Below are 24,115 nucleotides of genomic sequence, written 5' to 3' on the forward strand. Positions count from 1 at the left end.
ACGAATGTTTTATTGAGGCAGTTCAAGGCAATGTCAATTGGCAAGTCTTTGAACCCAAGGCATCCGGGCTGACGGAGCCTTCGCCTGTGCGCTCTTGACGGACCATTGAACGGAAAAACCCGCCTGTGCGGCGGGCCCTTGGCGCAACTCAGCACCATGGGCAAATATGTAGCATAGTTGCCCTCACCCAGTCAAGAAAAAATTCCTATCAGGAGAAACCGCCGGCACAGCGGACTGGCAGTCGTCAGGTCTTTGTCGCCGAGTTCGGAGCCCAGTCTTTGGGCCAACCGAACCGTGGCGAGCGCATCTGTCCTGCGCGATTTCATGGGAAATTGACGGGCCGAGGCCAGTTTCGTTGGCAAGGAGGAGCTATTCCCTGCTAATCCGACGCGAACCAGGAAGCTGTGGACATCTCCGCATGACCAATGTCGCCTTGACCGGGCTCGCCCGCGATCTCGCCAGCCGTGCCGCCGAGGGCCGCCCGGTACGCATCGGCGTCATCGGTTCGGGCGAAATGGGCACCGATCTGGTCACGCAAGGCATGCTGATGCCCGGCATTTCGGTCTGCGCGGTCTCGACAAGACGTCCGCACACGGCACGCGAAGCGATCCGCATCGCCTATGGTGACGAAGCGATGGCCGTCGAAGCCGATACCACTTCGAAAGTCACCGCGGCGATCGAGTCGGGAAAGATCGCCATCACCTCCAACGAGATGCTGGTCACCAATCCGCTGATCGACGTCGTCATCGACGCCACCGGCAAGCCCGGCGTCGCCGCCGACTTCGACCTGATGGCGATGCAGCATGGCAAGCATCTGGTGATGATGAATGTCGAGGCCGACGTCACCATCGGCTGCTATCTCAAGCAGCAGGCAGATCGCCTCGGCGTCGTCTATTCGGTCGGCGCCGGAGACGAGCCCTCGAGCTGCATGGAGCTGATCGAGTTCGCCTCCGCACTGGGCCTGACCATCGTCTCGGCCGGCAAGGGCAAGAACAACCCGCTTAACCACGATGCCGTGCCCGACGACTATCGCGAGGAAGCGATCCGCCGCAACATGAACCCGCGCATGCTGGTCGAGTTCGTCGACGGTTCGAAAACCATGGTCGAGATGTGCGCCATCGCCAACGCCACCGGGCTGGTGCCCGATGTGCCCGGCATGCACGGCCCGAAGGCCGACCGCGACGACCTCGTCAAGGTGCTCATTCCGCGCGAGCATGGCGGGCTGCTCACGAAAAAGGGCGTTGTCGACTACACGGTCGGCAAGGGTGTCGCACCCGGTGTCTTCGTCATCGTCGAGGCGACCCACCCGCGCATCGTCGAGCGCATGGACGACCTGCATATCGGCCACGGTCCCTATTACAGCCTGTTCCGGCCCTACCATTTGACCTCGCTGGAAGTCCCGCTGACCGCAGCCCGCATCGTGCTCTTCGGCAAGCCCGACATGGTGCCGCTGCCAAGGCCGGTCGCCGAGGTATGCGCCGTCGCCAAGCGGGATCTGCTCGCCGGCGAAACCTTCGATGCGATCGGCGAGACCTGCTATCGCTCCTGGACGATGACCGTCGAAGACGCTCGCGCCCGGCGTGCCGTGCCGGTCGGCCTACTCGAGGGCGGCAAGGTGCTGAAACCGGTGAGGAAAGGCGAGCTGTTGACGGCCGACAACGCCGCACCCGACCGGGCGACGAGACTGTTCGCTCTGCGCCGGCTGCAGGATGAGATGCTGTACGAAAAATAAGCCCGTTGTGGCGCTGTCATGACAGATGCACTATATTGTAATGGCAGATGACGCTGAGGATCGACCAATGAACCTCCAGATCAGGGACCCGCGTGCACGTGAGCTGGCACAGCGGCTCGCCGCCAAACGCAAGATTTCGATGACCGAGGCGGTGATCGAAGCTCTTGAGTCTGAACTGAAACGGGAAAGTGGACGCGCTCCGTTGGCGCAGCGGCTGGCTGCCATCGCTGATGAACTCAAAGCCAGAGCTGGTCATGGCGGCCGGCCCGTAGACAAGGATGAGATCGATGAGATGTGGGGCCACTCTTGATGTTTGTCGACACCTCGGTGGTCGTCGCAATTCTTTCGGGAGAGGGAGATGCTGGCGAGTGGAGCAACCGCATCGCGGTAGCACCTCGCAAAATTACTTCCGCGTTGGTGGTGCTCGAAGCGGCTATGCGGCTTTCAACTATGCTGGCCGTTGAGCCGCTTGTCGCTGAAGTGGCGATAGAGGCTTTTCTGCGCGAGTCCGAAATCGAAATCGTTCCGATCGACGCCGGCGACGCCAAGCTCGCGGTCCAAGCTTTTTCAGACTATGGAAAAGGACGCGGGCATCCCGCCCAACTCAACCTGGCCGATTGCCTGTCCTATGCATGCGCAAAGAGTCGTGGCTCTGCTCTGCTCTACAAAGGCAACGACTTCTCGCATACCGATCTGGCCTAGGGAGTCTGCTCTACTTCCCCAGTTCGATCGACCGCAGCCGCGCCGCTTCCACCGCTTGCGTGAGGAGATTGGTCAACCGGTCCTCGCCCATCAGCACACCAAGCGCCGCCGCCGTCGTGCCGTTCGGGCTGGTCACCTGCTGGCGCAGCAGGCCCGGCTCCTCGCCGCTTTCGGCGGCGAGGGAGGCGGCACCATAGACGGTCTGCATGGCGAGCAGCCTGGCGGTCGCCGCCGGCAGGCCCGCCTTCTCGGCGGCGACGGTCAGCGCTTCGATGAAATGGAAGATATAGGCCGGCCCCGATCCCGACACGGCGGTCACCGCATCCATCAGTCCCTCCTCGTCGATGGTGGCCACTTCGCCGCTGGCCGACAAGAGGTCGGCGACGAAACGCTTGGTGTCGTCGGAAACCAGCGGATTGGAAAACACCACCATCATGCCCTTGCCAATGGAAGCAGGCGTGTTGGGCATGCAGCGCACAACAGGCGCGCGGTCGCCCAGGATTTCCTCGAAGGTGGCGACCGGCGTGCCCGCGGCAATGCTGACGAAGGTGGTGCGCCCTTCGCCGAAACGTTTGTAAGCGGCGGTGACGTCGCGGATCACCTGGGGCTTCACGGCGATGACGATGAGATCAGGCACGGCACCGGCCGGAATATCGGTGGGGTCGGCAGACGTTCCGCATCCCAGTGCGGCCGCGCGCTGGCGCAGGTCGGCATTGGGCTCAACCACGAAAACGGCCGACGGTGCAAGCTTGCCGGATTTCAGCCAGCCCGAGAGCATGGCGTAACCCATATTGCCGCAGCCGGCGAGAACAAGCCTGATCGTCATCGAAAGCCCTCCGAGGAAAGGCTTCACATAAACGCTCGCGGATCAACGGGGAAGCCCTGTCAGGTGGAGTGGCCCAATCGCGCGCCACGACCGGCGTTGCGCAGCGCGACCGGGCGCAGCGAAACTTGTCTGAGCCCAAGCACACCGAGCACGAAGAACAGCCACACCGGATCGCCGCGATGAAAGAAGAAGCTTTCGAGGAAGGCGTTGAGCGCGGCGAACAGCACCACCATCATGAAGAAGTCGCCGAGATAGATGTTTTCCTTGCGCAAGGGAATGCGCATGTAGTCGCGCAAAGGGGCGATCAGGAAAGTGTAGACCGCCACGCAAAGGGCCGGAATGCCCATCAGCACCGCGATATCGAGATAACCGTCATGGCCATGCACGATAGTCCTGATATCCCACGGCCGGTCGAAGGGCTGATCCTGGTTGAGCAGCAGCGGCGTTCCCCAGAAGCTCTCATAGCCGTAGCCGGTCCACGGTTTCTTCGCCAGCATCTCGCCGGCGAACTCCCAGAGCGTGGTGCGCCCGGTATAGGTCAGGCCGGGGAAATAGATCGCCGCCAGCTGTTTCACCGGCGGCAGGAAAACGATGCCCAGCGTGCCGACCGCGGTAGCGACGATCGCCAGCGCGAACAGGATCGGCGTGCCGAGCCGCATGCCGACGATGCTTGGAAACATGACGATCAGGATCGAGAACGGCACCAGGCCGGCCGTGGTCTTGGATCCGGTGTGCAGCATGAACACCATCGCCGCGAAGAAAATTCCGGCGCCCCAGAACCGCTGCCCGCGCCGGAAGAGATAGAGGCCGGCGAAACTGAAGCAGGCCATGACCGGGCCGGCGATGTTCTTGTGGGTGAAGACGCCGCGCCACAGGCCGGCATGTTCGGGTTCCTGCGAATCGGCCGTGTGCATTGCCTCGTGCGGAAAGGCGATGAGGCCGAGATAGGAAAGGCCCATGACCGCCACCGCGGTGAAGATGATGACCTTCGAGAAGGCGTCCGCGTCGCGCGGCAGCACGAGGATCGTCGCCATCGTCAGGATGCCGATCATGGTGAAGGAGGCGGCGCGCATCGCCGAGGGCGGGTCTGTCGCCAGCACCACCGACAGAAAGAAGAAGCCCAGCATCAGCACCCAGGAAGGGCTGAGCAGCGAGCGCACGATGCGCGGATCGGCGAAAGCCATCAGCGAAAAGATGGAAACGGCGCCGAGCGAGCCGAAGCCGAGCTGGTTGACGATGTCGCCGCCTTCGCCGGTGAGTTCCGCGCCCGCGGGCTGGAACGGGCGGAAGGACACCAGGATGACGGTGAACAGCAGCGCCGCGATCGCGGTTGCCACGCCGTCGCGTGTGAACGCGGCGCTGAGCGGCGCGCGCTCAGTTCTTTTCAGGCTGGCGGTATTGCTCATTGGCATATCCGAATTCGGCCAGCACGCGGCCCAGCGCCACATGGACAGGGTAGATTGCGGCCGCGGGCGATCCTGTCCGTGCCAGCCTGGCGGCCCCGCGAAATGGCGAGGCGGCAAGCAGGGCCAGGCTCCTCAGCAACACCCTGACGCCGGCCAGCGGGGTGCCGGCGCGTTTCTTCTTTTCGACCAGCGTCGAGATCACGCCGTTGCGCAGGCTGCGGGCGCGGATCCAGTCGGCCTCGACCCGACGGGCCGGGACGGTCTCGGTCACCCTGGCCTCGGCGCACCAGCCAAGCACGAAGCCGCGCTGCGCCGCCCGGCTCAGGAAGTCGGAATCGCCGCCGCCCATGAAATTGAATCTCAGGTCGAGGAACGGCGGCCCCATGGCGGTAAGCACGTTGCGCCCGACCAGGAGATTGCCGGACGAATAGAGCGCCGGCACGAGGCCCGTCTTGCGGTAGGGCGGCGCGAAGACCGGATGCTTGGCCCAGCGCGCATGGGCGGGATCGGCGAAGTCGGGCACTTGCGGACCGCCGACAACATCGGCGCCAAGGCTCTCGGCCGCCGCGCACATCCGTTCCAGCCAGTGCGGATCGGCTATCTCGTCATCGTCGATGACCAGCAGGTGCCTGAAATTCGGGAAATGCAGGATCGCCGTCTGCCAGCCGGCATTGTAGGCGCTGCAATTGCCGCGCTGATGCGCGATGATCACCATGCCCGGTATGTCGCCGCGCTCGAACAGCGGCAGCGACGCCTGGGCGCCGGCACGCGCCTCGGCCTCATTCTCCATGACGATGACGGCAAAGCGCCTGCCGGTCTGCTGCGCCCGCAGCGACGCCAGCGTTTGCAGGACCTGGTCCGGCCGCTTGAAGGTCGGCAAGGTGACGACGGCTTCGACGGCCTCCGTGTCAAGCCGGGGGGATCGTCCCGCGATCGATACCGAACCGTCCGATTGCAAAGGGATCATCCGTGTCAGCCGCATGGTGGGTCGAGTTCTGTTAGCACCACGACGATAACGTTTCGTTAATCACCTTTCACGGAGTGGCCCTTCAGGCGGGGGTTTTGGGCCGTCGATGCGCGCGCGTTTAATCAAGGGTTCACCGCGCTTTGCTACCGGCTGCACCACAGGATAGGTGAGATGCATCTGCTGTTCGCCACATCGATCGTGCCCGATGGCGCTCTCGCATCGGGCTACGAGATCGCCAATGCTGCAATCATCGCTGCCTTGCGGCGCGCCGGCGCGCGCGTCACCGTCATCGGCTTCATCTGGCCGGGGAAAGCCGCGGCCGATCCTGAAAACACCATCGTGCTGGGTGCCGTCGACGTGCGCACCGAAAATGCTTCAGCGCTACAAAAGCTTGCCTGGGTGGGCAAGGCGGTGCTTTCGGGCCTCACCTTCGCGTCGGCCAAGTTGCGTGCGGTCTCCGATGCCGAAGTCCTCGCCGCCATCGAGCGCGCCGGCCCCTTCGACGGCTATGTGCTTAATTCCGTGCAGTTCGCCGGCGCCTTCGAAAAACTCTTCGACGAGCGGCCTTCGATCTTCGTCGCCCACAATGTCGAGCATCTTTCGGCGCGGGAAAATGCCGCTGCCGCCCCGGGCATCTTCCAGCGCCTGTTGTTCCGCCGCGAGGCAAGGCTGCTCGAGAGCGTGGAAGAGCGTCTGTGCCGCCGCGCGCGTTTCGTCTTCACGCTGGCCGAGGAAGACCGTTCGGCACTTGGCGTGGCCTCCGACGACCGCTCGGCGGTGCTGCCGCTGGTGACGGGCGCCACGCCACCGGCGCGTAACGGCCGGCGCAAGATTGAGTGCGACGCCGCGCTGATCGGCACCTGGACTTGGCAGCCGAACCGCATCGGGCTCGGCTGGTTCCTGGACAAGGTGGTACCGCATCTGCGCCCGGACTTCCGCATCAGGATCGCCGGCAGCATGCCGTCTGACATCGCCTCGACGCATCCCGGCGTCGCTTTCGTCGGACGCGTGCCGGACGCCCAGGCTTTCATACGCGGCGGCGCCGTCATCCCGCTCATCAGCACCGCCGGCAGCGGCGTGCAGCTGAAGACGATCGAAACGTTCGAGCTAGGCCTGCCCGCCGTCGCCACCAGCCACGCGCTGCGCGGCATTGACCATCGCCCGGTCAATTGCGCGGTCACCGACGATCCGGTCGCGTTTGCCAAGGCGCTGGAGACCGCGGCGGCCGACATAAGCGACGTTGACGGCAGCGCGTTCCACCGCCGGCAGCTCAAGGCGCTCGACGCCGCCATCCGGCTTGGCCTGGAGAAGCTCGGTCCGGTCATGCAGGAGGCGTTTGCATGAACATGCACGCCGCCCGCGCCGCATTCGGGCCCGACACATTGAAGACGATCTTCGGCATCTCCGTGCTCGCCATTCGCTGGGACGACGCGATCGCCCTGCTGACGCGGCTGATCGCGGAACGACGCTTCACCAAGGTCAGCTTCCTCAACGCCCATAACGCCAATCTCGCCTACACCGATCCGGTGTTCGCCCAGGCGCTCGACGATTTTCTCATCCTGCCGGACGGCATCGGCGTCGATCTCGCAGCGCAGCTTCTCTATGGCGCGCCGTTCCCGGACAATCTCAACGGCACCGACTTCGTACCGGCCTTTCTGCGGTCGGTGACCCGGCCGCTGACCGTGGGGCTGCTCGGCGCGACGCGCGTCAATGCCGAGGCCGCGTCGAAGAAGCTCGCGGCGATTGCCGTCCAGCACAGATTCGTGGTCATCCATGACGGCTACTTCTCCGCTGCGCAGGAGCCGGAAATCATCGAACGCATCGCGGCGCTGCGGCCTGATATGCTGCTGGTCGCCATGGGCGTGCCGCGCCAGGAATTGTGGATCGAACGGCACATCGACGAGCGCCACTGCACGCTGCCGGTCGCGGTCGGCGCGCTGCTGGATTTTCTCAGCGGCGCCGTGCCGCGCGCGCCCTTGTGGATACGGCGCCTCAGGCTGGAGTGGCTGTTTCGCCTGGCGGTCGAGCCGGGACGGCTCTGGCGCCGCTATGTGGTCGGCAACCCCTTGTTCCTGTGGCGGGTCCTCAAACAGAAATTGTTCCGGCCCCAAGCCGGAGACGTCCGTTGAACGAGAGGTTCGTTCCGGGCGCGATCGCCGAACCCGGACTGCTTCGGGCAACGCCGACGGCAGCCATGGTGACGGCAAGCTATGCGCCGGATTTCGAGCGTTGCCGCCTGCTCTGCGAAACCCTCGACCGCCACGTCACGGGCGTCGCGCATCATTACATTCTGGTCGAAGCCCGGGACGTTAAATTGTTTCGCCGGTTGGAGAGCGCCAACCGATCCGTCGTCGACGAACGTGAGTTGCTGCCGCGCTGGCTGCATGTCTTCGACGATCCGCTTAGCCTGTTCCGGCGGCGCGTCTGGCTCAGCCTGAAGACGCAGCCGCTGCGCGGCTGGCACGTGCAGCAACTGCGCCGCATTGCAGTTGCGGCGCACGGATGCCAGGACGTCCTGGTCTTCTGCGATTCCGACGTCGCCTTCCTGAAGCCCTTCGATTGCGGCGCGTTCTGGCGCGACGGCAAGGCGCGGCTGTTCCGCCGTGACGGCGTGCTTGCGCAGGACGGTCATGACGAGCATCGCACATGGTCGCGCAATGCCGGCTCCGCGCTCGGCATCGATCCGTCGAGGAATTCGGTTCACGATTACATTTCGACGCTGATCGCCTGGCGCCGCGACACCGTGCTGGCCATGTGCAGTCGGATCGAGGAGGTGCATGGCCGAAACTGGGTCGAGGTCGTCGGCTCGGCGCGCAAATTCTCCGAATGCATGATCTATGGCCGCTATGTCGACGATCTGCTGGACGGCGCCGGTCACTTCCATGGCTCGGAAGAATTCTGCCGCGTCCACTGGACCGGTGAGGCGCTGTCGGATGATGAATTCCGTCGCTTCGTTGCCGCCATGGCGCCCGAACAGGTGGCGATCGGCATGCAGTCCTTCATCGGCACCGATACCGGCCGCATCCGCCGGCTGATCGGGCTCGACCGATCCTGATCCTGAAAAGCGAACCGGTTCTCGGAAAGACTGCCCGGATGAAGGATCAGATCGCCTTCGCCGGCTTGCGTAGCGCCGAATAGGTCAGCAGCATCGACGCGAGATAGAGCAGCAGGAAGACGACGTTGAGCGACAGCACCAGGTTCGATGTGTCGGCAATGGTTACCAGCACATAGGTCAGCAGCAGCGCCTTGAGAGCGGCGAGCAGGCCGAGATTGATCGCCCGCACCAGCGTCTGGCCGCGCGCGAACAGAAGCTCCGCCTGGTATTCGACCAGATTGCGCAGTCCCGGAACGCCGATCGCAAGCGCCACAAGGGGAGCGGCCTCCGAGACGTTCTTGCCGAGCGCCCCGGGGAAGAAATGCAGCACCACGGCAAGCACCAGCAGCGCCAGCGTCGAGACCGCGAACACGCCGCCTTCGATGCCGCTCTTGACCGCCAGCCGTGACAAGAGCTCCGGGGCACGCATCATGCGCTGCACCAGCATCATGGAGAAGGTGCGGATCGGGATCGCCGTCAGGTCGACCAGCCGCATGATGATGGCATAGATGCCGGCCAGGTGCGGCCCGCCGATCGCCAGCACCAGAAGCTTGTCGAACTCCATCTGCAGGTAGAACAACACCTCGGCGCCGGCGACGTAGATCGAATCGGCGAGCCGCCTGAGATAGAGCTCGCCGCGCAGCCGCAGCCGCTGGCGCGGATAGAAGAGGCCGAACGCGACCAGCAGCGAGGCCGCGTTCGCGCCGATATAGAACCAGGACCACACCCAGACGCTGTGTTGCGCCCAGAACATGAACAGCACCGCGCCGGCCGCCCGCAACGCCGTCGCCAGGATCGCCAGCACGGCGGCACGGCCGAATTTGCCGAGACCGTTGTTGACGATCAGCGCCACCTCCACCGGCCGCCACAGAAGCGCCTCGGCAAAGACGATTGCCGCGAACACCGGCAGCGGCACGGTGCTGGCAAAGAAGATCAGGTAGACGATGTAGGAGGCCGCAGCGAGCAGCGGCAACGAGACGATGCCCAGCAGCAGGAAGCCTGCGGTGAAGGTGCCAATCAGGTTGGGGCGGATGGTGGCGGTGCGGTAGAGTGCCGAGATGAAGCCGAAGGCCAGAAGCCGCGACAGCATCACTCCGGCGGCCGAGGCGGTGGCGAACATGCCGAACTCGGCGATGGAAAGCGTATTGGCCAAGGCGATGAAGTAGGCGAGTGAAAACACCAGCCGCCCGCCGGCGCCGCTGATCGCTGAAAAATAGTCGCGAACCATCCCCCGTCTTTCGGCCACGAAGGTGCCGATCCGGGCGAGGGGCCGCCTCTGCGGTATGTCGCTGGCCTCAGTCATAGGTCAGGGAAAGGCATAGGCGGCAAAGTTTAACGTGCCCTTCTGAAATCTTCCTGCATCTGCTGAAATTCCAAGCAGCCGGCATCAAGCAATGCTTTCGGCCGCCTAAAATTAACCTTTTGTTTTCTATGCTTGTTTAGCGTGGCTTAACAAATGGCCGACTGCCGCTGTCTGGCGGCTGAAAGTAAGCTCCGCGACAATGGGCGACAGGGAAAATCGTGAGGACTGGAGGCGCGAGCGATCCTTGCTGGCGCTTGGCCAAGCCGTGCGCGGTGAGGACGAGGCATCGCTGGTCTCGCTAGGGGATCGGGCAAATCCGTCATGGCGCGAGGATGCCGCCACACGTCATCGCCTGGCGCGTTCGCAGCGCGAGGCGAAGATGAATCCGGCGCCTTCCGCATCCACCGCAACGCAACGCTTGCAGCCGGGCGGCGAGCCGGCTCCGGCGTCCGCCGGCATTTCGCGTTCGCACGATGGGGCCGGTATCGGCGGTTCGGACTCGGCGATGCCGTATGAAGAGACGGTTCCTGAGATCGCCTCGAGCGTTGATTCCCCGCGCAGCACATCCGAACCGCTGAGCGCGAGCGAAGCGGGAACATCTCCTGGCGAGGATGCCGACAGCCAGCAATGGAAGCCCCTGATCGATCCGATGCAGGTGGTTCGCGGCGTCGCCAGGTCCAAAGCGCTGATCATCACCACGACGGTACTGGGCGCGGCGCTCGGCGTTGCGATTGCCCTGTCGACGCCGAAGAAATACGAGTCCACCACCGAACTGATCGTCGACCCGCGCGACCTGAAGCTTACGGATCGCGATCTCACCCAGGCGGTGGTCATGCCCGACGCGGCGCTCGTCAACGTCGAGAACCAGATCAAGTTGCTGACCTCCGGCACCGTGTTGAACAAGGTTGTCCAGGAGCTCGACCTGGTCGACGACCCCGAGTTCAACGGCCAAGGCAATGGCGGCCTGGGCGTCATGTCGCTGATCCGCTCGATCCTGTTGCGCCAGGACGGACCGGGCGGTGTCGACCAATCCCGCCGCCTTTCCCTTGCCATCGTCAACCTGGCCGAGAGCGTTTCGGTCGAGCGCGGCGGCAAGACCTCCGTGATCACCATCGGCGTCACCACGCAGGACGCCCAGAAATCGGCGCTCATCGCGGAAACGATGACGAAGGTTTTCCTGCAGACTTCGGGTGAAATCCAGTCCGACACTGCCGGCCGGGCCAACAACGAACTGACGGCGAAACTCGACGAGATGCGCAAGGGCGTCGAAGCCGCCGAGCGCAAGGTCGAGGATTTCAGGGCCACCCATGATCTTGTCGACGCGCAGGGCCATCTGATCAGCGACGACCAGATGCTCAAGCTCAACGAGCAGCTTTCCGTTGCCCGCGCCCGCACGCTGGAGCTGAACGCCCGCGCGGCCTCGGCACGTCAGGTCAACGTGAATTCGGTGCTCAGCGGCACCTTGCCTGAAGAGATCAACTCCAACTCCATGAGCGATCTGCGCTCGCAATACGCAACGCTCAAACAGGAGGCTGATCGGGCAGCGGTCCGGCTCGGACCGCGCCATCCCGAGCGCCAGGCGCTCGAGGCCCAGCTCACCGGCGCGCGCGAACGCATCGTCGCCGAACTCAGCCGCATCGCGTCGTCGCTGCAGGTTGACCTGAAACGCTCGGTCCAGCTCGAACAGGACCTTGCTTCCCGCCTGGCGCAGATGAAGGTGCGCAGCGGCGACGTCAACAGCGACCTTGTCTCGATGCGCGAACTGGAACGCGAGGCCTCGGCCAAGCGCTCGGTCTATGAGCAATATCTTCTGCGCGCCAAGGAGACCGGCGAGCAGAAGAATATCAACACCGCCAATATGAGCGTCATCTCGCCCGCCTCCATTCCGCTGGAGCCGAACGGGCCGTCGCGCGCCGTGGTGGCGCTTGCCGGCCTGCTGCTGGGCTTTGCCTCCGGCGTCGGTCTCGGCGCCATGCGCGGCGCCTATGAAAGCCTGCGTGAGACCGCCGGGTCACGATCCCGCCGTGACCGCAAGATAGAGGAGCGCCGGGCGCCGCTCGATGACCAGGCATTCCGGGCGCCGCCTCCGCCGGCGCCGCCGATACCGCAAGCATCGCCGCCGCAATCACCGCCGCCGCCACCAGCATCAGTGCCGCCGCTTGCCGCGCAGCCCGGAGCCGCTGCCACCGAGGGTCCAAGCCGGATCGGCTTGCTGATGTCGAGGCTGCGCAAAGCCGTGTCCCGCAAGCCCGGCACCGAGGCGCAGGACTATGCGTTTCCCGGTGCATCTGCATCGGCCGCTGTCGCCGAAGAGGGCCGGCCGGCGAGCACTCCGGCATTTCCCGACTATCCGGCTCCGGATTCCGCCTTTGGACATCGCCCGCCAGCTCCAGACTATCCGCGGCCATCTTTTCAGCCAGACGCGGACGCCGGCTATACGCGGCCCATGGGACCGCCATTGCGGTCGCCCCTGGTGCCGCAGCAGGCGATGTATCCGGCCTCGTCCCATCCCTATGCGCAGCCCTTGGTCTATCCGCACATGCAGCCTTGGCAGACGCGGTCGGCGGCAGGCCATCCCCAGGCCGCGGCGCCCTATGGCGCGCCCATGCCCTACCCGGCCGCACCCGCTCCGGCTCAGCCGTCGGCCTATCCCGCCGCGCCGCTGGAGCAGCCCGCCGCCGCCGAGAAGGGCGCCGAGCAGGCGTCGATCGAGGAAATTCGCGCCAGCCTGCGCGAATTTCGCGAGGCTGTTCGCGAGCTTACCGAGAGCCGCGCCGGCCGCCGCTATTTCTGAGCCACAAGATAGTCTCCTGTGTCGAACAAAAGCGGGCCGGTTTCGCGTAAACGGCATCGGACGGCGCTTTGACGGGATTGCGTGTTCGAATTTTCGTCAAAATGCCGCGCGGTGTCTTGCCGGAGACGCAGCCCGGCTGGCCGGGTCATGCAGGCTTCGGCACACGATTGAGAAAAGGATCCAAAGCGCCGCATTTTCAGACGCGGCCGGTTTGGCGGAACGTATCGAGGGGTGATTCATATGGCCGAAGTGATTGACGGCAAAAGCGTTGCCGAAGACGTGGTGCGGACGGTGAAGACCTTGACCGCGGAGCTTGTCGCCAAGGGCAAGATCCAGCCCGGCCTCGCCGTGGTTATCGTCGGCGAGGATCCGGCGAGCCAGGTCTACGTCGCCTCCAAATCCCGCACCGCCAAGGAATGCGGCTTTCATTCGGTCCAGCACACGCTGCCGGCGGACACCTCCCAGGAGGCGCTGCTCAAGATCATCGCCGACCTCAACGCCGATCCCGCCATCAACGGCATCCTGGTGCAGCTTCCGCTTCCCGCCCACATCGACGCCGGCAAGGTCATCCAGGCGATCGCGCCGCAGAAGGATGTCGACGGCTTCCATTTCATCAATGTCGGCAAGCTCGGCACCGGCGAACTCGACACCGCTTTCGTTCCCTGCACGCCCGCCGGCTCGATGCTCCTGATCGAGCGCGTGCGCGGCAAGGATCTGTCGGGCCTCAATGCCGTCGTCGTCGGCCGTTCCAACATCGTCGGCAAGCCGATGGCCAATCTCCTGCTCGCCGCCAATTGCACCGTCACCATCGCGCACAGCCGCACGAAGGATCTGCCGGGGCTGGCCCGCACCGCCGACATTCTCGTCGCCGCCGTTGGCCGGCCGGAGATGATCAGGGGCGATTGGGTGAAGCCCGGCGCAACCGTCATCGACGTCGGCATCAATCGCATCCCGGCCCCGGAGAAGGGGGAGGGCAAATCCCGCCTCGTCGGCGACGTCGCCTATGCCGAAGCGGCGAAGGCCGCCGGCGCCATCACGCCCGTGCCCGGCGGCGTCGGGCCGATGACCATTGCCATGCTGATGGCCAATACGTTAGCCTCCGCCTACCTTGCGGCCGGGTTGAAACGGCCCTCCTTCTGACCACCAGAAAGCAGCAGCTTTGCCGAACCCAACTATTCCCTTGGAACGGCCGGTCATGAATGATCCCGTTCAAGGCGGCCGGCAATTCGCATTCCTGCTGGTCGACAAGTTCTCCATGTTCTCGCTGGCCGCCGCGATCGACACGTTCCGTTCGGCGAACCGGCTGCTCGGCCGCGATTTCTACGGCTGGACGACGGTATCGGCCGATGGCGATCCGGTGATGGCGTCCAACGGCTTGCCGCTCAAGATCGACTATGCGGTTGCCGACCTTCCGCCGGTCGACATCCTCTTCGTCTCGGTCGGGCTGACCACGGAGTTTCCCGGCAAGAGCAAGGTTCTGGCGGCGCTGCGCAGCTGGGGCCGGCGCGGCAATGCGCTCGGCGCGCTGTCGGTCGGATCCTATTTGCTGGCCGAGGCCGGCCAGCTCGACGGCTATCGCTGCACCATCCATTGGGAGAACCGCGCCGGCTTCGTCGAGCGCTTTCCCGACATCAACTGCACTGGCAACGTCTTCGAGATCGACCGCAAGCGCTACACCTGCGCCGGCGGCACCACCTCGATCGACCTGATGCTGGAGATCGTGCGCGGCGACTTCGGCTCGAACCTCGCCAATGGCGTCGCCAACCAGTTCCAGCACGAGCGCATCCGCTCGGCCGGCGACCGCCAGCGCGTCGGGCCGGAGCGCGATCTCACCGGCAAGTCGGAGAAGCTCAGGCGCATCGTCGAGCTGATGGCCGACCATCTCGACGAGCCGCTCTCGGCGGTGCAGCTCGCCAAATCGGCCGGCCTTTCGGTGCGTCAGGTGGAGCGTTTGTTCCTGCGCCACCTCAACGTCACGCCCGGCCGCTACTACATGCGGCTGCGGTTGGAGCGGGCGCGCGAATTGTTGCGCCAGACCAACATGCCGATCCTCGATGTGGCGATCGCCACCGGCTTCACCTCGCATTCCTATTTTGCCCAGAGCTACCGGCTGCAGTTTGGCCGCCCGCCTTCCGAAGAGCGCCGCACCACCTACTAAGCCGCGGACGAGCCGCGTCCGGGCTTGTGTCCCAGGGTGGGCTCAAATAGCTTCAGCCGGCGGACGGGGCGGCTACTCAGGAGATTTTGATGGCGGGACTTGCACGGAGCGTCGCTGCGGCGTTTCTCCTTTTGTCGATGACGACATTCGGCTTTGCCGCGAACAAGCTCATCATCATCCTCGACGCTTCAGGGTCGATGTGGGCGCAGATCGACGGCAGGCCCAAGCTGGAAATCGCCCGTGAGTCGCTGAGAAGCGTGCTGCAATCGGTTCCCGCCGACGATGAACTCGGTTTCATGGCCTATGGCCATCGCAAGAAAGGCAGTTGCGAGGATATCCAGCTGATCGTACCGCCGCAGGCCGGCTCGGCGAGCGCGATTTCGGCCGCGGCCGACAGCATGAAATTCCTCGGCAAGACGCCGCTGACATCAGCCGTCAAGCAGGCGGCCGAAGCGCTGAAATACACCGAGGACAAGGCGACCGTCATTCTCATCACCGACGGGCTCGAGACCTGTGGCGGCGATCCTTGCGCGCTTGGCAAGGAACTCGAATCGTCCGGCGTCGATTTCACAGCCGACGTTGTCGGCTTTGGCCTTACGGCCGACGAAGGCAAGCAGATCGCTTGCCTCGCCGACAACACCGGCGGCAAGTACATCCAGGCGTCCGACGAGAAGGCGCTGCGGCAAGCTTTGGTCGAAACCGTCGCCGCACCGGCGCCGTCACCGCCCCCCGCGCCGGCGCCGGCAACCGAACCGGCGCCAGCGCCAGCGCCTGCGCCGGAGCCTGCAAGGCCTGCTTTCAATTTCCAGCCGACCGTGGTGATGGCCGAAGGCGGCGAGCCGATCACCGACGGCAATGCCTGGGAGATTTACAAAGCCAACCCCGACGGCTCGCGCGGCGAGTCCGTCACCACCGAATATGGCAGCTATAGCGGCAAACTCGATCCCGGCGACTATATCGTCGTCGCGCGCGACGACGAAGCCAAGGTCGAGCAGAAGGTCAAGATCGAGGCCGGCCAGGTCCAAAAACCGCTCTTTATCCTGAACGCCGGCACATTGATCATTCACCCGCATGCCAGCCAGGGTGCCGAGATCAGCAGCGAAGCCCGCGTCGATTTCGCCTATCCCGGTGGCAGCACCACCCATTACGGCGACACCCAGGCCATCGTGCCGGCGGGCGAACAGAAGGTGACGGTGCAGATCGGTGCCGGCACGGTGACGGAAACAATCCAGCTCGCCGCCGGGCAGACCGTAGAAAAGGACGTCGTGGTCGGCGTCGGCCAGGCCATGCTCAATGCCTACTATACGTCTGGCGGCGAGAAGGCCGACAATTCGGCCATCGGCTTTGAGATCGTCAAGGCGAAGAAGAAGATCGACGGCAGCCGCGACAGCGTCGAGCACTCCTATGGGGCCGACAGCAAGTTCTGGCTGCCGCCCGACGACTATGTGGCGGTGACAACGCTCGATCTCGCCGTCGTCGAGCAGCCTTTCAGCATCAAGCCCGGCGACAGCCAGGACGTGAAGGTCGTGCTCGATGCGGGCGTGCTCGCAATATCGGCGCCCGGCGCTTATTCGATTGAGGTGTTTTCGTCGAAAAAGGACATCGATGGCAAGCGCAAATCGCTCGGCTTCAACTACGGCGACAACTGGCAGCAGACGATCCCCGCCGGCGATTATGTCGTCGTCCGGCATATGTCGGATGAGGGTCATGACAAGGAGATGCCGGTGACAGTCAAGGCTGGCGAACGGGCCGAGATCACGGTTCAGTAGGGTTTGGTTGTCAGCAACAGAAGGGGCGGCCCACGAGCCGGCCTACCAGGCCGGTCTCGATTGGCGGACCGTCAAGTCAATCAACGACACCTACGACATTCCGGCCGTGCTGAAAGCTCGACCATGGCCGAGATGCGATGAATGTGCTGCCCGAAATCGCCGGCGCTTTAGCCGGCCGAGCGAAGGTTTACCCAGCGGCTCCAGTTACCATACCGAGCGGTTTAAGCGCCTTTCCTCTGTGGGTTTGTCGCGCTCCTAAAACCCTCGACATTTCACGAGTGAAAAGGGATTTGCGATCTATACGGAAATCCCGTATGATTGTAGCCCATGACGCAGGACAGGTTCGACTCTGCCAAGGATGCGGCGAATCGCGAAAAGCACAAATTACCGCTGGCCTTTGGCGATCGGATTTTTGAGGACGACAACCATCTCATTATCCCCTCCATCCGAGAGATCGACGGCGAGGAACGGTTCAAGGTGGTCGGCATCGTCGGGGAGAAGCTGTTCACCGGCGTCTTCGTCTGGCGGGGTGAACAGCCCCGCTTCATCTCAGTGAGAAGGAGCAACAAGGGTGAAGAACGAGCATATCTCGCTACCTGCTGACCCGGCTGACGCCGATGACTTCGACGTGACGGCTGGGGCGATGGACCGGGGCCAGCGCGCCCGCCTGATCCGCAAGACGAGGACCGGGCTTGGCCTGTCGCAGTCCGAGTTCGCCAGCCGCTTCCGGGTTCCGGTCGGCACGCTACGCGATTGGGAGCAGGCGCGGGCAACCGCGCCGGATTTCGCTATCGCCTATGTGCGCGTGATCGGTCAGCATCCGGACATGGTGGCGAAGGCCGTCGCATAGCTGGCGTCACCGAGGAGTTTCGGCTTGCATGTCGTAGTTTCGGCAGCTTCGCGAATTTGCCCATATGGCGAGCTGACGAAAAATTGAGATTTTGTGGTGATTCGGAGGAATCATGAACAGCTAGCGTACGCCGCCAGCGGAGAGCAGTTGCATTCGAGAAGCACAGTGGGGCGAGTTATTTACGGAAAGCCTTGTGCTTTGCCCTTTCGGCCACGTCCGATCTCAGAAATCCTAATCTTCGCAACAAAATAACCGGCTTTGACGACGATCCCCGCGACAAGCAAGTAATCCACATTTCAGCTACGGCGGCCAGGAGCCGTCCCTTTTCATTGCAGTGCGAATTCCGCTGCGTCGGTTCCAAACGCGCTGGCCCCATGGTCGGCTCGACCCACCAGCTGACGGAACCCGGCGAAGAGCTCACGGCCGAAGCCGAACTCATTGCCGATGAGATCGGCTTCCGCCGTCCGACGCAGCGCGAATTCCGCTGCCGGTACCAGCACTTCAAGCGTGCCGGCATCCGCATCCAGCCGGATGATGTCGCCGTCGTGGATCCTGGCGATCGGGCCGTCCTCGACCGCTTCCGGCGTGACATGGATCGCCGCCGGCACCTTGCCGGAGGCGCCGGACATGCGCCCGTCCGTGACCAGTGCGACGCGCTGGCCGCGATCCTGCAGGATGCCGAGCACGGTGGTCAGCTTGTGCAGTTCCGGCATGCCGTTGGCCTTCGGCCCCTGGAAGCGGATGACGGCGATGAAGTCGCCGGTGAGCGTGCCGGCCTTGAAGGCTTCGTTCAGCCCTTGCTGGCTGTCGAACACTTTGGCCGGCGCTTCGATGAGGCGCCGTTCCGGCTTCACCGCGGACGTCTTGATGACGGCATGGCCGAGATTGCCGGCCAGCACTTTGAGGCCGCCCGTCGGCTGAAAGGCTTTCTTGAACGGCGCCAGGACCTTCGCGTCGCCACTCGCGCGCGGGGCGGCTTCGCGCACGACGCTGCCGTCGGCACCGAGCTTTGCCTCGACTGCGTAGGGCCGCAGGCCTTCGCCCCATACCGTCTGCACATCTTCATGCAGCACGCCTTCGTCGAGCAGCTCGCGAATGAGGAAGCCGAGCCCGCCGGCGGCATGGAAATGGTTCACATCCGCAAGCCCGTTGGGATAGACGCGCGCCAGGAGCGGCACCGCTTCCGAGAGGTCGGAAATATCCTGCCAGGTCAGCGCGATCCCAGCGGCTGCGGCCATGGCGATCAGATGAATGGTATGGTTGGTCGAGCCGCCGGTCGCGTGCAGGCCAACCACGCCGTTGACGATGGAACGCTCGTCGATCATCCGCCCGACCGGCGTATAGGCGTTGCCAAGCGCGGTGATCGCCAAGGCCCGCTTCGTCGCCTCGCGGGTCAAGGCATCTCGCAGCGGCGTGCCCGGATTGACGAAGGAAGCGCCTGGCGTGTGCAGGCCCATGATCTCCATCAACATCTGGTTGGAGTTGGCCGTGCCGTAGAAGGTGCAGGTCCCCGGTCCATGATAGGACTTCGACTCGGCTTCCAGCAGTTCGGCGCGGCCTGCCTTGCCCTCGGCATAGAGCTGGCGAACCCTGGCCTTTTCATCGTTGGGCAGGCCTGTCGTCATCGGCCCGGCCGGAATGAACACCGCCGGCAGATGGCCGAAGGTCAGTGCCGCGATCACCAGCCCGGGCACGATCTTGTCGCAGACGCCCAGATAAACGGCGGCGTCGAACATATTGTGCGACAGGCCGATCGCGGCCGCCATGGCGATGACATCGCGCGAGAACAGCGAAAGCTCCATGCCCGGCTGCCCCTGGGTGACACCGTCGCACATCGCCGGCACGCCGCCGGCAACCTGGGCGATGCCGCCGGCCTCCCGCGCCGCTTCCTTGATCAGCGCCGGGAATGTCTCGAAGGGCTGATGCGCCGACAGCATGTCGTTGTAGGAGGTGATGATACCGAGGTTCGGCACCTTGTCGGCACCCAGCGCCACTTTCTCCGAGGGGCTGCACACGGCAAAGCCATGGGCAAGATTGCCGCAGGACAGCACCGCCCGGTTGGCGGTCTGGTTCGATGCGCTGGCGATGCGGCCGAGATAGCGCTCGCGGCCCGGCTTGGAGCGTTGGCGGATGCGCTCCGTGATGGCTTCGATATCGCGTCTTGCGGTCATGGCGTTCGGTCCTTTCAAGCGAGGTCCCGGAAACATCCTCCCGCCGTTTGCCGGGACCAGATAAGTCTAGAGTTAGGGTGCCCAGAAAACCTCTACAGGCCTGGGGGCGGCGTCGAGCACGGCGCGGATCGGCTTTCGCGGACCGGGTGCCACCGCGCCGTCGAAGGCGGTGCGTTTGTCCTCGCCCTCTATGTGCAGCGCCAGGAAGCCGGCATCGACGATGCGCGCCAGCGACAGGGTCAGCCGCGGCTCGCCGGCGCTTGCCGCATGAACCGGCAGCACGATCCTGTGCGAGGACGGGTCGAGCAATTTCGCCAGATCGTCGGCGTCGGGAAAGAATGAGGCGGTATGGCCGTCAGGTCCCATGCCGAGCACGGCGACGTCGAGCGGCCAGGGCAGGGACTGGAGCGCCGCATTGTCCGATGCCGCGGCATCCTCGATGCTGACGGCTTCGTGATAGAGCGGCACGAACCGTGCCGCCGCAGCCGCGTTCTGCAACAGATTGGCGGCCACCAGTCCGGCATTGGAACGCGGCGAGGAGGCCGGCACGAAGCGCTCGTCGATCAGCGTCACCGTTACCTTGTCCCAGGCGATCGGTATTCCCGACAGGGCAGCAAAGAATTTTGCCGGCGTCGTGCCGCCGGAAACGGCCAGTAACGCCGTGCCGCGCGCCGCGATTGCCTTTGCCAGCCGGTCGGCGACGCGGCCGGCCAGCGCAGCCGCCAGTTCCGCGCGGTCGGAAAAGCCATTCCAGTTGTAGCTGGCGCTGTTCAATTGCTCTCGTGCCATGTCCGCCCGTCACGTTCGATCAGCGCTATCGAGGCCGAAGGTCCCCAGGTGCCCGCCGTATAGCCCTGCGCCTCCTGCCTGGCGCTTTCCCAGGCGTTCTGGATCGGGTCGATCCACCTCCACGCGGCCTCGACCTCGTCGCGGCGCATGAACAGCGTCTGGTTGCCGCGCACGACATCCATGATCAGCCGTTCATAAGCGTCCGGCGCGCGGCCGTCGAAGGACTGCGCGAAGCTCATGTCGAGCGAAATCTGCCGCAGCCGCATGCCGCCCGGACCCGGGTCCTTGATCATGATGAATTGTTTGACGCCTTCGTCGGGCTGCAGCCGGATGACCAGCTGGTTGGCGAAGATCGGCCCGGCGCTGTCGCCGCCGAAGATCGAATGCGGGATCGGCTTGAACTCGATGACGATCTCCGAGACCCGGGTTGCCAGCCGCTTGCCGGTCCTGAGGTAGAACGGAACGCCTGCCCAGCGCCAGTTGCCGATCTCGGCCTTGATCGCGACGAAGGTTTCGGTGTTGCTGTCCTTGCCGAGCTCCTCGACATAGCCTTTCACCGGCCCGCCTGCGGAAGCGCCGGCGCGGTATTGTCCACGCACCGTGTGCTTCGGCGCCTCGTTGCCGTTGATGCGCTTGAGCGCGCGCAGCACCTTCAGCTTCTCGTCACGCACGGCGTCGGCGTCCATCGACGATGGCGCTTCCATGGCCACCAGGCAGAGCAGTTGCAGCATATGGTTCTGCACCATGTCGCGCAGCGCGCCGGCCTTGTCGTAATAGGTGACACGATCTTCCAGGCCGACGGTCTCGGCGACGGTGATCTGCACGTGGTCGATATGGGCGGAATTCCACAGCGGCTCGTAGAGCGCATTGGCAAAACGCAGCGCCATCAGGTTCTGCACCGTTTCCTTGCCGAGATAATGGTCGATGCGGAAGATCTGGCTTTCGTGGAAATCGTCGCCGACCAGATCGTTGAGCGTTTGCGCCGAAGCGAGGTCGCGGCCGATCGGTTTCTCCAGCACGATGCGCGAATTCGGCGTGATCAGATCGTGTTCTTTCAGCTTGTGCGAGATGTCGCCGAACAGCGCCGGCGCCACCGCCAGATAGAAGGCGCGGATGCAGTCGCTGTCGCCGATCGCCTTCTTCAGCCTGTCGAACCCCGCGCCGCTCGTGGCATCGGCCGGGACATAGGAAAGCCGCGCCAGGAAGGTTTTGAGCTCCTTGGGATCGATATCGGCCGCCTTGACGTGGTCGGAAATAGCCTGCTTGGCGAAAGCCCGAAATTCGTCATCACTCATCTTCGAACGCGACGTGCCGATGATGCGGGTTGGCTCGGAAAATTGATGGTCGCGCTGGCGATAGTAGAGCGACGGAAGAAGTTTGCGTTCCGACAGGTCGCCGGTGCCACCGAAAATGATGAAGTCGAAAGGGTCGACGGGGATGATCTGGCTGGTCATGGTCTATCCGCTTTGACGCCGGTCGCGAGTACGCGGCCGATATATTCTAATCGATTTAAATTTTCCAGTGCCATGGTGTCACATCGACGACCGATCGCTACATATTTGCGTCGGTCCAGATGTGCGCTTGACACTGGCACCAAGCGAAGGCTTGTCGGCAAACGACAACTCCGCCAAGCCTTCGCAGTTGCAGCATAGGACGTGAATGTGACGAAAGCTAAGGGAGAATCAGCGCTTTGCCTGTCGTGGCACAGGCCATGATGCCGGCAGCCCACGGTAAAAGCCACGCGATGAACCCAGGGAGCGGAAAAACATGCGTCTGAAGGACAAGGTCGCCATCGTCACCGGGGCCGCTTCGGGTTTCGGCGAGGGCATTGCCCGTCGCTTCGCCGAGGAGGGCGCCAGGATCGTCGTGGCCGACCTCAATGCCAAGGGCGCCGAACGCGTAGCCGGCGAGATCGGCGAGGCGGCGATCTGGACCCAGACCGACGTTTCGCAGCGCTCCGAATTCGACGAGATGGTCCATGCCGCCAAAAGCGCCTTCGGACGTATCGACATCATGGTCAACAATGCCGGGTTCACCCATCGCAATGGCGACATGCTCGAAGTCGACGAGGCGACGTTCGACCTGATCACATCGGTCAACATGAAGGCCATCTATCATGCTGCCCTTGCCGTCGTGCCGATCATGGAGCGGCAAGGCGGGGGCGTCATCCTGACCACGGCCTCCACCGCTGGCCTGCGCCCTCGGCCCGGCCTCACCTGGTACAACGCCTCCAAGGGCTGGGCGATCACCGCCACCAAGTCGATGGCGGTGGAACTCGCGCCGAAGAACATCCGCGTCAACTGCCTGTGTCCGGTGGCCGGCGAGACCGGCATGCTGGAAAAATTCATGGGCGCCGATACACCTGAAATCCGCGAGAAATTCCGCGCCTCGATCCCCCTCGGTCGGCTTTCGACCCCGCTCGACATCGCCAATGCGGCACTGTGGCTGGCATCCGACGAGGCCGTCTTCATTACTGGCGTTGCGCTGGAGGTCGACGGCGGGCGCTGCATCTGACGCACACCGTCATCGCTGCGCCAAAGATCGGCTCGGCCGTGCCTGCCTTAATCGTGGCGCTGGTGCGTCAGGCGCCGGTCTTGATGTAGGTTTTGTAGACCCAGCCTGTCTTGCCGTTGTAGACGATCTGGCACCAACGCTTGCAGCTCATCACTTGCACCGAGGTCTTGGCGGGCACCGTGACGATGGCGGCCGCATTCTTCTTCGGGCCGCTACGCATAGTCACGGCCCTGAGGATGCGCCCGGTGCCAGCCGCGGCCGCTTTGCGCGGTTCGGCCTTGCTGTCGTCATGCTGCGCGGCAGATTGCTGCGACGCTACTTGTGGTTGCGCGGCCGGAATGGCGGCGGTCTGCGCGCCATCGGGACTGCTGCCCGCCGCCGGGGCCGGTGCGGCGACCTTGGCGAGCTCGGTGGCGGCGCCGGTGTCGGCAGCGGGTTGCGCGAATGCCGCCGCCGCCGGCTTGTCAGGCGTCTGCCCGGCCTTGCTCGCCGACTGGCCGGAAGCAGCCGGTGCGGTCTTCGATTGGGACGCGGTCCAGCGCGGGTCGTTCGCCGCGAGCGCCGGAATGGCGGCTTCCGAGACAGCCACGGTCGGCGAGACCTGGTCGGACTTTCGCGCCGCTTGCGGCACCGCCGCCGCGGCCGCCGTGATCCCCGCTGGCGCGATCTTCGTCGTCTTCACCGGAACGGCCGGAATGGCTTGCTCTGGATTGGCAACCGCTTGCCGCTCGTTCGCCGGCAACGCCAGCCACAGTGCCACCGCGGCCACGCCGAGCAGCGCGGCCGTGCCGACCGCGGCAATCACCAGATGCGAGTTCGAACGGACTTCCTGCCAGAATGACGGGCGCATGTCGTAGCCGAACTGCATGGCAAAGCGCCGACGTTCCGGAGCACCGAAACTGAAGGGCTCTCTCACTCTTGCCACCTCCATAAGGGGCCGATGTTCTTCGATCAAACACCGCAATGCGTGCGTCGGTCGCACCGGTCCCAAATCAAACAGCGGGCGGGCCCGCAGAAAATCCCCGTCTATATTCGCCTAG

At 64.3% G+C, this 24,115-nt stretch carries 21 protein-coding genes and 1 pseudogene; 14 read left to right on the forward strand and 8 right to left on the reverse strand.

Annotation, left to right across the window (positions count from 1 at the left end; translation table 11 throughout):
- Positions 1-418 precede the first annotated feature (418 nt).
- The 3 genes from FJ428_RS18880 to FJ428_RS18890 all read left to right on the forward strand — a co-directional run bounded on the left by FJ428_RS18880 (position 419) and on the right by FJ428_RS18890 (position 2,434).
- Entirely contained in the window at positions 419-1,732 is a 1,314-nt protein-coding gene (locus FJ428_RS18880) for an NAD(P)H-dependent oxidoreductase (RefSeq protein WP_140625618.1), read from the forward strand.
- Positions 1,733-1,799: 67 nt separating this feature from the next.
- Positions 1,800-2,042 carry a type II toxin-antitoxin system VapB family antitoxin gene (locus FJ428_RS18885; protein ID WP_140501063.1) on the forward strand — a complete coding sequence of 81 codons (243 nt, stop codon included), beginning with the start codon at positions 1,800-1,802 and terminating at the stop codon, positions 2,040-2,042.
- Positions 2,042-2,434, forward strand: coding sequence for a type II toxin-antitoxin system VapC family toxin (locus FJ428_RS18890; RefSeq protein WP_140501065.1), 393 nt, complete (start codon positions 2,042-2,044; stop codon positions 2,432-2,434). The genes FJ428_RS18885 and FJ428_RS18890 overlap by 1 nt, the downstream gene beginning before the upstream one ends.
- Before the next feature lie 10 nt (positions 2,435-2,444).
- On the opposite strand, the gene proC is transcribed toward FJ428_RS18890, so the two are convergent.
- From proC to FJ428_RS18905, 3 genes are read right to left on the reverse strand one after another with little or no spacing between them, the layout of a single operon-like run.
- The gene (gene proC / locus FJ428_RS18895; RefSeq protein ID WP_140879943.1) at positions 2,445-3,260 is read right to left on the reverse strand and encodes a pyrroline-5-carboxylate reductase; all 816 of its coding nucleotides are present in this window, start codon (positions 3,258-3,260) and stop codon (positions 2,445-2,447) included.
- Between the two features lie 59 nt (positions 3,261-3,319).
- Positions 3,320-4,666, reverse strand: coding sequence for an O-antigen ligase (locus FJ428_RS18900; RefSeq protein ID WP_140879944.1), 1,347 nt, complete (start codon positions 4,664-4,666; stop codon positions 3,320-3,322).
- The gene (locus FJ428_RS18905; protein ID WP_140625621.1) at positions 4,635-5,633 is read right to left on the reverse strand and encodes a glycosyltransferase; all 999 of its coding nucleotides are present in this window, start codon (positions 5,631-5,633) and stop codon (positions 4,635-4,637) included. Before FJ428_RS18905 ends, FJ428_RS18900 begins: the two co-directional genes overlap by 32 nt.
- A 171-nt stretch (positions 5,634-5,804) precedes the next feature.
- Here FJ428_RS18905 and FJ428_RS18910 point away from each other — a divergent pair, with 171 nt between their 5' ends.
- From FJ428_RS18910 to FJ428_RS18920, 3 genes are read left to right on the forward strand one after another with little or no spacing between them, the layout of a single operon-like run.
- Complete coding sequence (locus FJ428_RS18910; RefSeq protein WP_140879945.1) at positions 5,805-6,977, forward strand: glycosyltransferase family 4 protein; 1,173 nt, start codon at positions 5,805-5,807, stop codon at positions 6,975-6,977.
- Entirely contained in the window at positions 6,974-7,762 is a 789-nt protein-coding gene (locus tag FJ428_RS18915) for a WecB/TagA/CpsF family glycosyltransferase (RefSeq protein WP_140525573.1), read from the forward strand. Before FJ428_RS18910 ends, FJ428_RS18915 begins: the two co-directional genes overlap by 4 nt.
- Positions 7,759-8,688 (forward strand): DUF6492 family protein, encoded by a 930-nt coding sequence (locus FJ428_RS18920; RefSeq protein ID WP_140879946.1) that lies wholly within the window; start codon positions 7,759-7,761, stop codon positions 8,686-8,688. Before FJ428_RS18915 ends, FJ428_RS18920 begins: the two co-directional genes overlap by 4 nt.
- A 46-nt stretch (positions 8,689-8,734) precedes the next feature.
- Here FJ428_RS18920 and FJ428_RS18925 read toward each other — a convergent pair whose 3' ends face one another.
- Positions 8,735-10,030, reverse strand: coding sequence for a lipopolysaccharide biosynthesis protein (locus FJ428_RS18925; protein WP_140525575.1), 1,296 nt, complete (start codon positions 10,028-10,030; stop codon positions 8,735-8,737).
- Positions 10,031-10,229: 199 nt separating this feature from the next.
- Here FJ428_RS18925 and FJ428_RS18930 point away from each other — a divergent pair, with 199 nt between their 5' ends.
- The 7 genes and pseudogenes from FJ428_RS18930 to FJ428_RS18960 all read left to right on the forward strand — a co-directional run bounded on the left by FJ428_RS18930 (position 10,230) and on the right by FJ428_RS18960 (position 17,601).
- Positions 10,230-12,824, forward strand: a complete 2,595-nt coding sequence (locus FJ428_RS18930) for a GumC family protein (RefSeq protein ID WP_140525576.1) — start codon at positions 10,230-10,232, stop codon at positions 12,822-12,824.
- 240 nt (positions 12,825-13,064) lie between these two features.
- Complete coding sequence (folD, locus tag FJ428_RS18935) at positions 13,065-13,964, forward strand: bifunctional methylenetetrahydrofolate dehydrogenase/methenyltetrahydrofolate cyclohydrolase FolD (RefSeq protein ID WP_140501082.1); 900 nt, start codon at positions 13,065-13,067, stop codon at positions 13,962-13,964.
- Positions 13,965-14,019: 55 nt separating this feature from the next.
- Complete coding sequence (locus FJ428_RS18940; protein WP_140501084.1) at positions 14,020-14,982, forward strand: GlxA family transcriptional regulator; 963 nt, start codon at positions 14,020-14,022, stop codon at positions 14,980-14,982.
- Positions 14,983-15,071: 89 nt separating this feature from the next.
- Positions 15,072-16,751, forward strand: coding sequence for a VWA domain-containing protein (locus FJ428_RS18945; protein ID WP_140513380.1), 1,680 nt, complete (start codon positions 15,072-15,074; stop codon positions 16,749-16,751).
- A gap of 40 nt (positions 16,752-16,791) precedes the next feature.
- A pseudogene (locus FJ428_RS30675) lies at positions 16,792-17,167 on the forward strand (hypothetical protein); the annotation flags it as partial.
- Entirely contained in the window at positions 17,079-17,354 is a 276-nt protein-coding gene (locus FJ428_RS18955) for a BrnT family toxin (RefSeq protein ID WP_140501088.1), read from the forward strand. The pseudogene FJ428_RS30675 and the gene FJ428_RS18955, both read left to right, overlap by 89 nt.
- The gene (locus FJ428_RS18960; RefSeq protein ID WP_140501090.1) at positions 17,323-17,601 is read left to right on the forward strand and encodes a helix-turn-helix domain-containing protein; all 279 of its coding nucleotides are present in this window, start codon (positions 17,323-17,325) and stop codon (positions 17,599-17,601) included. Before FJ428_RS18955 ends, FJ428_RS18960 begins: the two co-directional genes overlap by 32 nt.
- Positions 17,602-17,927: 326 nt before the next feature.
- Here FJ428_RS18960 and edd read toward each other — a convergent pair whose 3' ends face one another.
- The 3 genes from edd to zwf form a co-directional block, all read right to left on the reverse strand.
- Entirely contained in the window at positions 17,928-19,772 is a 1,845-nt protein-coding gene (gene edd, locus FJ428_RS18965; protein WP_140525577.1) for a phosphogluconate dehydratase, read from the reverse strand.
- Between the two features lie 72 nt (positions 19,773-19,844).
- Positions 19,845-20,561, reverse strand: coding sequence for a 6-phosphogluconolactonase (gene pgl / locus FJ428_RS18970; RefSeq protein WP_140501094.1), 717 nt, complete (start codon positions 20,559-20,561; stop codon positions 19,845-19,847).
- The gene (gene zwf, locus FJ428_RS18975) at positions 20,543-22,015 is read right to left on the reverse strand and encodes a glucose-6-phosphate dehydrogenase (RefSeq protein ID WP_140501096.1); all 1,473 of its coding nucleotides are present in this window, start codon (positions 22,013-22,015) and stop codon (positions 20,543-20,545) included. The genes pgl and zwf overlap by 19 nt, the downstream gene beginning before the upstream one ends.
- Positions 22,016-22,328: 313 nt before the next feature.
- On the opposite strand from zwf, the gene FJ428_RS18980 reads away from it, so the two are divergent.
- Positions 22,329-23,075 (forward strand): SDR family oxidoreductase, encoded by a 747-nt coding sequence (locus FJ428_RS18980; RefSeq protein WP_140513390.1) that lies wholly within the window; start codon positions 22,329-22,331, stop codon positions 23,073-23,075.
- 67 nt (positions 23,076-23,142) lie between these two features.
- Here FJ428_RS18980 and FJ428_RS18985 read toward each other — a convergent pair whose 3' ends face one another.
- Positions 23,143-23,991 carry an SH3 domain-containing protein gene (locus tag FJ428_RS18985; protein WP_224519102.1) on the reverse strand — a complete coding sequence of 283 codons (849 nt, stop codon included), beginning with the start codon at positions 23,989-23,991 and terminating at the stop codon, positions 23,143-23,145.
- Positions 23,992-24,115 lie beyond the last annotated feature (124 nt).

The sequence above is a fragment of the Mesorhizobium sp. B2-8-1 genome (genome assembly GCF_006440955.1).
In the GTDB taxonomy this organism is placed as follows: domain Bacteria; phylum Pseudomonadota; class Alphaproteobacteria; order Rhizobiales; family Rhizobiaceae; genus Mesorhizobium.